The organism is Salinicola sp. (genome assembly GCF_982684285.1).
In genome coordinates, this window is record NZ_CEXLVS010000123.1 from 1 (window position 1) to 12,069 (window position 12,069).

Below are 12,069 nucleotides of genomic sequence, written 5' to 3' on the forward strand. Positions count from 1 at the left end.
GCAAGGTCCCGCGCAAGCAGCGCCGCGAAGCGGTCGACCGGGTCGCCAAGCTGCTGCAGATCGAGAACCTGCTCGACCGCAAGCCAGGCCAGCTCTCCGGCGGCCAGCGCCAGCGCGTGGCGATGGGGCGGGCGCTGGTGCGCGATCCGCAGCTGTTCCTGTTCGACGAACCGCTGTCGAACCTGGATGCCAAGCTGCGCGTCGACATGCGCACCGAGATCAAGCAGCTCCACCAGCGCCTCGGCACCACCATCGTCTACGTCACCCACGCCCAGATCGAGGCGATGACGCTGGCGTCGAGAATCGCCGTCATGCGCGGTGGCGAGCTGCAGCAGCTGGGCACGCCGCAGGCGGTCTACGACGATCCCAACAACCTGTTCGTCGCCGGTTTCATGGGCTCGCCGTCGATGAACCTGGTCAAGGCGCGAATCGTCGAGCAGGGTGGGCTGCCGGTTGCCCAGGTGGCGACGGACGATTCCATCCTGACGCTGCCTGTCGTGCGCGACCGTGACGCACTGCGCGACTGGTGCGACCGCGACGTCATCCTGGGCCTTCGGCCCGAGGCGATCACCGACCCGGCCAGTGCCAATCATGGCGAAGGCAACATCCACGAAGCGGAACTGCCGGTCGCGCTGGTCGAGCCGACCGGGGCGGATCTCTACGTGGTGACGACGCTGGGCGGGACCCACGTCAATGCCCGCATGCGCCCCGGCACGCCGCTACGCTCGGGTGAGCGAACCCGGTTTGCCTTCGACGTCTCGCGCATGGTGGTGTTCGATCCCGGCTCCGAGCAGCGCATTCGCGACGAGCGCACCGCGGAGACCACGCCGCTCGAGGAGACGGCCTGACGGGAGGAGGAGGGCGCCGAGCGCCGCTCAGCGCTGCAGGGCGACGAACTCGCGGATGCCCTCGGCCAGGCGCCGCCCTTGGCGCTCCAGCGCTTCGCCTTCGGCCATGCCGACGCCGAGTATCAAACCGCGTCGAGGATCCCCCGGCCCACAGACCCGGCTCAGCGGCCGGGCCACCAGGTGATGCCGATTCAGTAGATGCTGCGACAGGCGCTCGTCGTCGAGGGTCGGAGCCAGCGACAGACTCAGGCTGATATTGCCGGCCGGAGGCGAGATATCGGCGACGCCTGGGGTGCCGACCAGCAGCTCGTGCAGTCGCTGCTGGCGCTCCAGGTAGGCTTGCGCCATGCGCCGACACCAGCGGTCGAGATCGCCATCGTCGATGAACGCGGCGAGTACCGCCTGATCGAGCAGGCGGCCTTCGCGAAAGACACCGGTGCGCACCCGGTTGATGGCGGTACTGAGCCCCCTCGGCACGATCAGGTACCCCAGACGCAATCCCGGAAACATCAGCTTGGAGAACGAGCCGATCAGGATCTGGTTGCCGGTTTCCGGGTCGAACGCCAGCTCACGATGATCGCCGTCGCCGAACTCGTAGTCATCCTCCAGGATCCAGTCCGGTTCGAGAGCATCGATCAATTCTTGTTTGTGAGCACTTACCGATGCCACACCCAACGGATAATGGTGGGTGCCGGTGAAGTAGAGCAGTCTGGGGCGTGGCCGAGGCAGGGCGCCGACATAGCCGTGACGCGGCTCCCAGATGGCGTGGTCTATCTCGAGGCCGCCGGCCTGGAAGACGTTGCGCGCACCCCAGTAGAACGGCGAATCCATGACCGCGCGATCGCCGTCATCGGCCAGCGTCAGCGCGCATAGCTGCAAGCCGTGATGGGCGCCCTCGGTGATGACGATCTGGTCCAGCCCACAGTCGATGCCTCGCCACCGGGCGAGATAGCCGGCGATGGCACGTTTCAAGGGGCCGTAGCCGCCCGAGGCGTAGGAGAGCAGCAGCGTGTTGTGGGGGACGGTGATCCGGGAGTAGAGCTGGCGCCAGCGGGCGAGGGGGAAGAGCGCGATATCGGGAACGCCTGGCACGAAGGCACCGCTCTGTAGCGGGCTGGCCCCCACATCATGCAGCAACTCGCCGGCGCGGTGGGAAATCGGCCCGATCTCGGCAACCCGTCGCCCCCGCCCGGGTGAGTGCTTGCATACCCAGGTGCCCTTGCCGTGGTCGGTCACCAGATGCCCCTGGCGGATCAGATTCTCGATGACGCCCGCCAGCGTGTTGCGGGCCATGCCGAGCGCGCCACACAGCGTGCGATGCCCGGGCAGCCGCTGGCCGTCCTGCCACCGCTGCTCGATCAGCGTCAGCAGGGTTTGCTCGAGACGGCAGTACTTGGTCAGATGGTCGGGCTGGGCCAGGTAGCTTTGCCGGATATGGTCCAGCGCCTGACGACGGTCGTCCATGGCCTACCTCACGAGAGACGCGGAAACGTCCGCGGATTATGGGGGGAGAGCCCCATGTGGTCCACCGCCATCGGGAAGTGGTCTAGTCCCGGTCACGCATCGGGGTGATAGCGTGGCGTCAGGGCCGACTCCCGCGGTCGACCGACCCCGGGGTTCGGCCTATCAAAAACAACCTGAAGAGACCCACTCATGTCGAACGCTTCTCAACCCCCGGAGCTCGTGCGAGTCCTCGCACGGGCCGATGTCCTAGCCCTGGCTTTCGGCGCCATGATCGGTTGGGGCTGGATAGTCCTCACCGGTAGCGCCATCCTCGATGGCGGTAGCGTGGGCGCGATACTCGCGTTCGTCATCGGCGGCATCGCGGTGCTGCTGGTGGGGCTGACCTATGCCGAGCTGGCGTCGGCGATGCCCCAGGTCGGCGGCGAGCATGTCTACAGCTATCGCGCGCTCGGCCATTTCGCCTCGTTCGTCTGCACCTGGAGCATCGTGCTGGGGTACGTCAGCGTGGCGTCGTTCGAGGCGGTGGCGCTGCCGACGGTCGTCGAGCACCTGTTCCCCGGCTATGCCGTGGGCGACCTGTGGACCGTCGCCGGCTGGGACGTCAAGGCGACCTGGGTCGCGGTGGGCGTGCTCGGTTCGCTGGTGATGATGGCCGTCAACTACGTGGGGATCTCCACCGCTGCGCTGCTGCAGAAGGTCGTCACCGGGCTGATCCTGGTGGCGGGGGTGATGTTCGTGACCGGATCGCTGTTCACCGGCGACGGCGGCAACATGCAGCCGCTGTTCGCCAGCGGTGAACACGGCGCCGTCGGCGGCATCGTGGCGGTACTGGTGCTGGTCCCGTTCCTGTTCGTCGGTTTCGACGTGATTCCCCAGGCGGCCGAAGAGATCAACCTGCCATTCCGCGATATCGGCAAGGTGCTGGTGCTCTCGGTCATCATGGCGGTGTGCTGGTATACCCTGATCATTCTCGGCACCAGCCTGATGCTCGACAACGAGGCGCTGCAGGGCAGTTCGCTCAGCGTCCCGGACGCGATGACGGCGGTGTTCGATGGGGCCTGGGCGGGCAATCTGATGGTGCTGGCGGGCATCGCCGGGATCATCACCAGTTGGAACGCGTTCTACATCGGCGGCTCGCGGGCGATCTATGCCCTGGCGCACTCCGGCATGCTGCCCGCCTTCCTGGGCAAGCTGCATCCACGCTACAAGACCCCCACCAACGCGATCATCCTGATCGGCGTGCTCTCCACCGCGGCGCCGTTCTTCGGACGTCCGGCGCTGGTCTGGCTGGTCGATGCCGGCGGGCTGGGCATCGTGCTCGCCTATCTGTTCGTGGCGCTGTCGTTCGTCATCCTGCGCTATCGCGAACCCGACATGCCGCGCCCCTATCATGTCGGTGCCGGCAAGCTCGTCGGTGTGCTGGCGGTGCTGCTGTCACTGGGCATGACCTGTCTCTACCTGCCCGGCAGCCCGTCGGCGCTGACTTCCATCGAGTGGTCCATCTTCGGCGGCTGGATGATCGCCGGATTGGCACTGTACGGATGGGCCCGGCGGCACTACGGTCGAGAGATGGGCGATCGCCTCATTCGGGCAGCCTACGATAAAGCCTGATCCCGATTTCATGGCGCGCCGCCTGCCGAAACCGACGACGACGCGCGATTCACGTTAGCGGCACCCGATGCCGTGTCAGGAGGAGTGTTCCATGGCTAATGCATCCATGACCAATGCAGAACTCAACGAACTCAAGCAGCGCTACGTGGCCAGCGGTGCGGCCAGCCCGGCGGTCGAGTTCGCCGCGCGGGCGGAGAACGCCGAGCTCTGGGACGAGGATGGCAAGCGCTTCATCGATTTCGCCGGCGGTATCGGCGTGCTCAACATCGGTCACCGCCACCCCAAGGTGGTCGAGGCGGTCAAGGCCCAGCTCGACAAGGTGATGCACACCTGCCAGACGGTCATGCCCTACGAGGGCTACGTGCGGGTGGCGCAGAAGCTCAGCGAGGTGACGCCGGTGCGCGGCCACGCCAAGGTGATGCTGGCCAACTCCGGTGCCGAGGCGCTGGAAAATGCGGTCAAGGTGGCCCGTGCCGCCACCGGGCGCTCCAGCGTGATCTGTTTCACCGGCGGCTATCACGGCCGCACCTTCATGACCATGGCGATGAACGGCAAGGTCGCACCGTACCGCACCGACTTCGGCCCGATGCCCGGTCAGGTCTATCGTGCGCCCTACCCGGTGCCCTCCATCGGGGTCAGCGAGGAAGAGGCCCTGCGCCATCTCAAGATGACGCTGAAGACCGATGCCAACCCCAGTGACACCGCGGCGATCGTGATCGAGCCGGTGCTGGGTGAGGGCGGTTTCCATGCGGCGCCGGCAAGCTTCCTGAAAGCGCTTCGCGAGATCTGCGACGAGCACGGCATTCTGCTGATCGTCGACGAAGTGCAGTCCGGCTTCGGCCGAACCGGCAAGCTTTTCGCCATCGAGCACAGCGGCGTCGAGCCGGACATCATCACCATGGCCAAGAGCATGGCCGACGGCATGCCGATCTCGGCGGTGGTGGGAACCGACAAGGTGATGGACGCCTCCGGCGGCAATTCGCTGGGCGGCACCTACACCGGTAGCCCCGTCTCCTGCGCCGCGGTACTGGCCGTGCTGGAGGTGTTCGAGGAAGAGCGCATCCTGGAAAAGAGCCAGGCGCTGGGCGAGAAGCTCCGGGTGCGCTTCGACAAGTGGCAGCAGGATTACGCCGGCGTCGCCAACGTGCGCAACCTGGGCGCCATGGCGGCCTTCGATCTGGTCACCGACAAGAAGAGCGGCGTGCCCAATGCCGAGCTGGCGGGCAAGCTCTGCAAGACCGCTCGCGAGCGCGGCCTGATCCTGCTCTCCTGTGGCCTCTATGCCAACACCATCCGTTTCCTGATGCCGGTCACCATCAGCGACGAAGTGCTGGAGGAGGGTCTCGACCTGATCGAAGCGATGCTGAGCGAATTCGGCGCCTGAGCTGAATGATCCCTGCCCCGCGGGGCGGGGCGGATACGCCGAAAAGAAGCCGACGCTGCGGTTGCAGCGTCGGCTTTTTCGTTTTTCGCTTCCATTGAAGTTAGTGCTTACTTACGATTCGCGTCGGCCAATCGCTGCATATCGATATGGGGGATGCCGTCCTCCACATAGATCTCGCCGACCGGCTCGAACCCGTGACGACCGTAGTAGGCTTGTAGATGTGCCTGGGCGGATAGCCGGGCGTGGCGACCCGGCCACAGCGATTCGATTCGCGTCAGCGCGGCTCGCAGCAGGTCGTGGCCCAGGCCGCCACCGCGGTGGGCGGGGTGGATGACGACGCGACCGATGGAGACCGCTTGGTTGACTGGATCGGGTGCCAGCAGGCGCAGGGTGGCCGCGAGCCGACCCGCCGCCAGGACCTGCAAGTGGTGCGTCGATGCCGCCAGATCGTGGCCGTCCAGCTCCTGATAGGCGCACTGCTGTTCGACCACGAACACGGCCTCGCGCAGCGACAGCAGGGTGTACAGCCTGCCAGGGTCCAGCTCCGGCCCGGTCTGCCATATCCACTCGTATGATGTCATCTGTCCCTTTCCTCGCGGCCGTTCAGCCATCATGATCGATGGCACTTCGGCTGGCATATTACGCAGCGTGCCACGGAATGTCAGTGGCGACGGTGACAGGAGAGAGGGCATGAGCAACCTGGCGATCGATTACGACGATGTGGTGGCGGCACACCGGCGGCTGGCGGGCGTCGCCCACCACACCCCCGTGCTGCGTTCGACGACGGCCGATGAGCGCAGCGGCGCATCGCTTCATTTCAAGGCGGAACATCTCCAGCGCATCGGCGCCTTCAAGTTTCGTGGTGGCTACAATGCCATCAGCCAGTTCGACCGCGACCAGAAGGCGGCGGGGGTGATCGCCTTCTCCTCGGGCAACCATGCCCAGGCGATTGCGCTCTCGGCCAGGCTGCACGGCATTCGCGCGGTCATCGTGATGCCGGAGGACGCACCCGCGATCAAGATCGCGGCCACGCGGGGCTACGGTGCCGAAGTGGTGCTCTACGATCGCTATACCCAGGATCGCGAGGCGCTGGGCCGGGAACTGGCCGAGGCCGAGGGCTTGACGCTGATCCCGCCGTTCAACCACCCCCATGTGATGGCAGGGCAGGGAACCGCCGCCAAGGAGCTGTTCGATGATGTCGGTGAGCTGGATACGTTGATCGTGCCGCTGGGCGGCGGCGGGCTGTTGTCCGGCTGTGCCACGGTCGCCAGGGCGCGCTATCCGAGCTGCCGGATCATCGGGGTCGAGCCGGAAGCCGGCAACGACGCCCAGCGAAGCCTGGCCAGTGGCGAGATCGTCTCGATTGCCACCCCGCGCACCATCGCCGATGGCGCCCAGACCCAGGCGTTGGGCAGCCTGACGTTCCCGGTGCTGCAGCAGTGCGTCGACGAGATCGTCACCGTCACCGACGCCGAGCTGGTCGACACGATGGGCTTCCTGGCCGGTCGCATGAAACAGTTCGTCGAGCCGACCGGCTGCCTGGCGGCTGCGGCGGCCTTCGGTGGCCGGATGCGGATAGCGGGTCAGCGTGTCGGGATCGTGCTCTCCGGAGGCAACATCGACCTGCACCGGTTTGCTGAGCTGATTCCGTCGGCCCGCCACTAATCCGTCTGTCCGGGGCGAATCAAAGTTGCGGCGAAAGCTCTCGCAACAGCGATCGGGTGATCTCCTGCCACTCGTCATCGAGACTCTGGTCCGGCACCTGGCGCCCCGCCTGCCGATACCAGTAACCGGCGTTGGCGACATCGCCTTCCCAGCGGTGAAGATAGGCGTGCACCCAGGCTGCGCGGGAGCCGGAGGCGGAGTCCACCTGATCGTGTGCCTTGGACCACTCGGACTTGCCGGCCCACCACAGGGCGCGAAGCTCGCGACCCAGATCGGGGGGTGGGGACGGTCGATCGAGACTGCCCAGGAAGGTCGTCATGTTGGTCATGGCGTGTCCTCGCTTTAGCCTGTCCGTGTATCTCACTGTAATCGAGCGAAGATCGGCCCGATACAACGTGGATCAAGCCGGCGCCCGCGAACCGGACGTATCGAAGGGGCTCGTCGGTGCGCCGGGGGGCTGCCGATCGTCGCGAACAGAAGGTGGGAGGACGCCAGGCAGGGGCGGGAAGGCGGCGGAACGAGCGCGACGAGGTCTCCGGTTCGTCGTCTGTCCAGTCACGGCGCCGGGGCCCTTGCGGACCCCGGCACCCATCGGTCGATCTAGGCTCTGTACGAAAACTGTCTGCGCTCGGCAATACGGCGTTAAAAATCGGCTCAAGATGCTCATTTACACCCCGTAAACTGGAGCGCCAGCCCGGTCCTCTTTCGCCGATTTTTGCCTTGTCTTGCCTTCGCTCGCCGACTTTTCGTACAAACCCTAGAAGAAACCCATGGGGTTGATGTCGTAGCTGATCAGCAGGTTCTTGGTCTGCTGATAGTGCTCCAACGCCATCTTGTGGGTTTCCCGACCCACACCGGACTTCTTGTAGCCGCCGAAGGCGGCGTGGGCCGGATACTGGTGGTAGCAGTTGGTCCAGACGCGACCGGCCTGGATGCCGCGGCCCATGCGATAGGCGCGGTTGATATCGCGGGTCCAGACACCGGCGCCCAGTCCGAATTCGGTGTCATTGGCAATGGCCAGGGCTTCTTCCTCGTCCTTGAAGGTCGTGACCGAGACCACCGGGCCGAAGATCTCCTCCTGGAACACGCGCATCTTGTTGTTGCCCTTCAGCAGCGTGGGCTGGATGTAATAACCCCGGGAGAGGTCGTCGCCCAGCGATTCCCGCTCGCCGCCGGACAGGAACTCCGCACCTTCATCCCGCGCCACATCCATGTAAGACATGATCTTGTCGAACTGCTCCTGCGAAGCCTGGGCGCCGACCTGGGTCTCGGTATCGAGGGGGTGGCCGCGCTTGATCTTCTTGACCCGCTCGAGGACCTTGGCCATGAACTCGTCGTAGATGCTCTCCTGGACCAGGGCGCGGGAAGGGCAGGTGCAGACCTCGCCCTGGTTGAGGAAGCCCATCACCAGGCCTTCGGCGCACTTATCGATGAACGCCGGTTCGGCGGACATGACGTCCTCGAAGTAGATGTTCGGGGACTTGCCGCCCAGCTCCACCGTGGAGGGGATGATGTTCTCGGCGGCACATTTCATGATGTGCGAGCCGATGGGCGTCGAGCCGGTGAAGGCGATCTTGGCGATACGCTTGCTGGTGGCCAGTGCCTGGCCGGCTTCCTCGCCGTAGCCGTTGACGATATTGATGACGCCCTTCGGCAGGAGATCATGGATGATCTCGATGACCTTGAAGATCGAGACCGGGGTCTGCTCGGCGGGCTTGAGCACGACACAGTTGCCGGCGGCCAGCGCGGGTGCCAGCTTCCAGGTGGCCATCAGGATCGGGAAGTTCCAGGGAATGATCTGACCGACGACACCCAGGGGCTCGTGGAAGTGGTAGGAAGCCGTGTTGTCGTCGATCTCGGCGGTGGTCCCTTCCTGGGCCCGAATGCAGCCGGCGAAATAGCGGAAATGGTCGATCGCCAGCGGGATGTCGGCTGCCAGCGTCTCGCGCACGGCCTTGCCGTTGTCCCAGGTCTCGGCGACCGCCAGCATCTCCAGATTCTGCTCCATGCGGTCGGCGATCTTCAAAAGCAGCGTCGAGCGCTCCTGGACGGACGTCTTTCCCCAGGCCGGCGCGGCCTTGTGGGCGGCGTCCAGCGCAGTGTCGATATCCTTCTGGCTGGACCGGGCGACTTCACAGAAGACTTCCCCGGTAACCGGGGTGATATTCTCGAAGTATCGCCCTTCGGCCGGCGGTATCCACTCACCGCCGATGTAGTTCTCGTACCGCTTCTCGAAGCCAACGATGGCATCGGATGTATTGGGGTTGGCGTAGCGCATGATGAGCGTCTCCGGTTGGTGGCAGCGACCTCTGGCTTTCCCTCCCAATCTGCGCTCTCCACTACATTCATGCCATTACGCTTTAGGCGACTCTCGCCGCCCCCCGGAGGCGGCGGTGGGTTCGACCAATGGCCAACGGTCAGGAAATACGCTGGTGGTACCATGGACCGTGTGGTTCAGCGACCTAAAGGAGGGTCTGACCATGTTCCAGACTCAGCAAGAGAATGCCCGGAATCGCCCGCTGACCGACGACAGCGGCTGCTGTCAGATGAGTTCGATCAACCTGCTGGACGATAGCGTCTCCACGCAGAAAGAGGTGCAGGACCGCAATGTGCTGCAGCTCTATTTGCTGACGGTCCAGGTGAGGGCACTGATGGACGTGGCCTGCCATCAGGGGCACGCCGAGTTCCTGACCGAGCGTCTACGCTTCCATACCGAGCAGCTGGAATCGCAGTTTTCCAATCTGGTGAACAAGCACAAAGGCGCTTCGTACACCCGCCATTTCTATGCTCAGCAGCAGCAGCGCTTCGACGCCGAGATCGAGAAGCTCATCGGTGCGCTGGAGTCGCTGGGCGAGCAGTATCGCAAGAACCCCCAATAAGATCCTTTCCCCCTGAAATCCGCCACGGTGAATGGAGTTCCGCCATGGCGGATTCCGTGTCGTGGCGGTCTGTGTCCACGGATCATCCATAGCGGCGCTGCGCGTGCGTCCAACCCCTTGTATCGGCGGGCTATTCCCCGCCTTCGTCTTCCCTGGTGTCGAGTGGGTTACTAGTTGCAAGCAGGGGGGCTGTTTCACGTGGAACATGTCGATGGCGAAGTTCCACGTGAAACACTCATCTCACGGAGCCGAGTCGGCCTGAATCTGACTCAGGAAGTCGTTGCATGGGGTGGTTTCATCGGCGCTCGGCGATACCAGCGCCAGCAGCGCGGCAGCGGGCGTCGCGACGGTTCCCAGGAATGCACCCACCGCGCCCCGCGCCAATAGCGACCCGGCATCGACCCCCGGTGACGGATTCTTCATCGTGCCGTGCACGTAGAGCGGCGAGCGCAGGGTGAACACGCGCGCGCCCTTGCTCTCCGGTTCGATATTCAGATCCAGGCCTTCCGTCTTGAAGTTGACCGTACCGTCGATTCGGATCAGGGCGTTCTCCGTGTCGATGACGAAGAAGCGGGTCGTCGCCAGGCCGTCATCGACCTCCAGGTTGGTGGCTGCGCAGTTGATATTGACCTGCTCGTCGCCGAACAGTTGGCCTACGAGATAGTTGCCGACGTTGAGGCCAGCGAGTTCCATGAGGTTCTGGCTGATGACGCCGTCGCTGACCAGCATCTGCAGACTGCCGTCGCTGCTGCCTAGAATGGCGGCCACCGAGTTGCCCGTGCCACTGAGCGTGGCGTCGCCATTGAGCTCGCCGCGGCTGTTCTGCATCAGGTCGACATCGGGAAAGAGCTCGCTGAGCAGCAGGCGGCGAATGTGCATGTCCACGCGACTCTGCATCGGCTCCTGGCCACCATCGAGGCGCAGCGTGGTATTGAGATTGCCGCCGGCGACACCAAAACGGAGCGGATCCAGCAGAATTTCGCCGTCTTCGAGGGTGACGTGGGTATAGAGATCATCCAGCGGCAGCGAATCGCCGTGCTCGATGCGCTGAGCCGTGAACTTGACGTCGGCATCCATGGTTCGCCACTGCTCGGTCTGGAATTCGCTGACCGGCAGCACCTTGTCCGGCGGCTGCTGGTTTTCTCCGCTCTGGCTGCCTTCGCCCTGGTCCTCGCCTCCGCTATCGGCACCGATCAGCGGTGCCAGATCGGCGAATCTCAACTGACGTGACACGACTTCACCCGTGAGGGACGGCCGCGGCTCTCCGAGCAGATAGGTGAGATCGCCATGGATATCGCTGTCTCCGATCTGGCCGTCAAAGTCCTGGTAGCGAAAGGAGAGCGCTTCCTGGCTGTTCAGGTTTGCGGTGAGGTGTCCTCGGGTGGAATAGGGTGGCGTATCCGGCAACGTCACGCCGATCACATTGTAGAGATCACCCAGGTTCTGGCCCGAGAAACTGAGATCCATGTCGATCTCCTTGGGAGCGAGTGGATCGGTGAGCGTGCCGTTGACCGACACGCGAGTCGCACCCGCCTGTAGGTCAGCCTGTACGGGATAGGCGGCGCCGCGCTGGCGTAGTGCCGCCAGGCCGCCCAGCCGGCCACTGCCCTCGAATGTCTGATTCCGGTAGCTGCCTTTGGCGCTCCAGCCGAAACGATAATCGTCGATCTGCTGATCGGCGACGGCCTGGCCGGCGGCGCTTTCGCTATCGGTCAGCTCGCCGAAGGCGATCGGTTCGCCCAGTAGCTCCACCGTGGCATCGACATCGGCCGCGAGCGTGGCATCCTGGTAATGAACGTCGATGGGGTCGAACGCGATCTCTCCCACGTCGACGGTCCAGCTGCTTTGCTGGTCACTGCCGTCATCCGGCTGCGATGCGTCATCGCCGGCACCGAGATCGAACGTCCAGTTATCACTGCCATCCTGGAGGCGGACCAGTGTCGCTTCGCCTCCGGTGAGCTCGATACGGGGTAAGGAGAGCGTCTTGTGCAGCAGGGGTAGCGGTGACAGCACGATGTCGAGTGCTTCGAGGCTTGCCAGGTCGGCGTCGGTGACCGCTTCGGGGCTACCCACGTGGATATCCTCGGCACGCAGATGCGGCCATGGCACCCAGCTATGCCAGCCGGACTCGTCTTCGGGGCGCTGCCAGGCGAGACTGAGGTCTCCCTCGATGGCGAAGGGGCGGTGAATGGCATCCGACACGCGCTGATTGATGGTC

At 64.6% G+C, this 12,069-nt stretch carries 10 protein-coding genes; 5 read left to right on the forward strand and 5 right to left on the reverse strand.

The window, feature by feature from the left end:
- Positions 1-848: ABC transporter ATP-binding protein (locus tag AC3AYF_RS11985; protein ID WP_487779777.1), on the forward strand; the 848-nt coding region annotated here is incomplete at its 5' end.
- Positions 849-875: 27 nt separating this feature from the next.
- Here AC3AYF_RS11985 and AC3AYF_RS11990 read toward each other — a convergent pair.
- Positions 876-2,312: an aminotransferase-like domain-containing protein gene (locus AC3AYF_RS11990; protein ID WP_295039520.1), complete on the reverse strand. Its 1,437-nt coding sequence runs from the start codon at positions 2,310-2,312 to the stop codon at positions 876-878.
- A 189-nt stretch (positions 2,313-2,501) separates the two neighbouring features.
- Between AC3AYF_RS11990 and AC3AYF_RS11995 the strand changes: the two genes are divergently transcribed.
- Together AC3AYF_RS11995 and gabT are read left to right on the forward strand one after the other, a co-directional pair.
- Positions 2,502-3,923, forward strand: coding sequence for an APC family permease (locus AC3AYF_RS11995; RefSeq protein ID WP_295039519.1), 1,422 nt, complete (start codon positions 2,502-2,504; stop codon positions 3,921-3,923).
- Between the two features lie 106 nt (positions 3,924-4,029).
- Entirely contained in the window at positions 4,030-5,307 is a 1,278-nt protein-coding gene (gene gabT / locus AC3AYF_RS12000) for a 4-aminobutyrate--2-oxoglutarate transaminase (RefSeq protein ID WP_295039525.1), read from the forward strand.
- Between the two features lie 107 nt (positions 5,308-5,414).
- Here the strand turns inward: gabT and AC3AYF_RS12005 are convergent, their stop codons facing one another.
- The gene (locus AC3AYF_RS12005; protein WP_295039517.1) at positions 5,415-5,888 is read right to left on the reverse strand and encodes a GNAT family N-acetyltransferase; all 474 of its coding nucleotides are present in this window, start codon (positions 5,886-5,888) and stop codon (positions 5,415-5,417) included.
- 109 nt (positions 5,889-5,997) lie between these two features.
- Between AC3AYF_RS12005 and AC3AYF_RS12010 the strand changes: the two genes are divergently transcribed.
- Positions 5,998-6,972, forward strand: a complete 975-nt coding sequence (locus tag AC3AYF_RS12010; RefSeq protein WP_295039515.1) for a threo-3-hydroxy-L-aspartate ammonia-lyase — start codon at positions 5,998-6,000, stop codon at positions 6,970-6,972.
- Between the two features lie 19 nt (positions 6,973-6,991).
- Here AC3AYF_RS12010 and AC3AYF_RS12015 read toward each other — a convergent pair whose 3' ends face one another.
- Positions 6,992-7,300, reverse strand: coding sequence for a hypothetical protein (locus AC3AYF_RS12015; protein WP_295039514.1), 309 nt, complete (start codon positions 7,298-7,300; stop codon positions 6,992-6,994).
- Between the two features lie 429 nt (positions 7,301-7,729).
- On the reverse strand, positions 7,730-9,250 hold the full coding sequence (gene exaC / locus AC3AYF_RS12020) for an acetaldehyde dehydrogenase ExaC (RefSeq protein WP_295039512.1): 1,521 nt from the start codon (positions 9,248-9,250) through the stop codon (positions 7,730-7,732).
- A gap of 202 nt (positions 9,251-9,452) precedes the next feature.
- Between exaC and AC3AYF_RS12025 the strand changes: the two genes are divergently transcribed.
- The gene (locus AC3AYF_RS12025) at positions 9,453-9,851 is read left to right on the forward strand and encodes a hypothetical protein (protein ID WP_295039510.1); all 399 of its coding nucleotides are present in this window, start codon (positions 9,453-9,455) and stop codon (positions 9,849-9,851) included.
- 240 nt (positions 9,852-10,091) lie between these two features.
- On the opposite strand, the gene AC3AYF_RS12030 is transcribed toward AC3AYF_RS12025, so the two are convergent.
- On the reverse strand, positions 10,092-12,069 hold a 1,978-nt coding region (locus AC3AYF_RS12030), incomplete at its 5' end, for an AsmA family protein (RefSeq protein WP_295039508.1).

Coding starts and splice junctions, on each gene's coding strand:
- AC3AYF_RS12015 (WP_295039514.1), bottom strand. CDS start 7,300: ATGACCAACATGACGACCTTCCTGGGCAGTCTCGATCGACCGTCCCCA.
- AC3AYF_RS11990 (WP_295039520.1), bottom strand. CDS start 2,312: ATGGACGACCGTCGTCAGGCGCTGGACCATATCCGGCAAAGCTACCTG.
- AC3AYF_RS11995 (WP_295039519.1), top strand. CDS start 2,502: ATGTCGAACGCTTCTCAACCCCCGGAGCTCGTGCGAGTCCTCGCACGG.
- AC3AYF_RS12010 (WP_295039515.1), top strand. CDS start 5,998: ATGAGCAACCTGGCGATCGATTACGACGATGTGGTGGCGGCACACCGG.
- gabT (WP_295039525.1), top strand. CDS start 4,030: ATGACCAATGCAGAACTCAACGAACTCAAGCAGCGCTACGTGGCCAGC.
- AC3AYF_RS12025 (WP_295039510.1), top strand. CDS start 9,453: ATGTTCCAGACTCAGCAAGAGAATGCCCGGAATCGCCCGCTGACCGAC.
- AC3AYF_RS12005 (WP_295039517.1), bottom strand. CDS start 5,888: ATGACATCATACGAGTGGATATGGCAGACCGGGCCGGAGCTGGACCCT.
- exaC (WP_295039512.1), bottom strand. CDS start 9,250: ATGCGCTACGCCAACCCCAATACATCCGATGCCATCGTTGGCTTCGAG.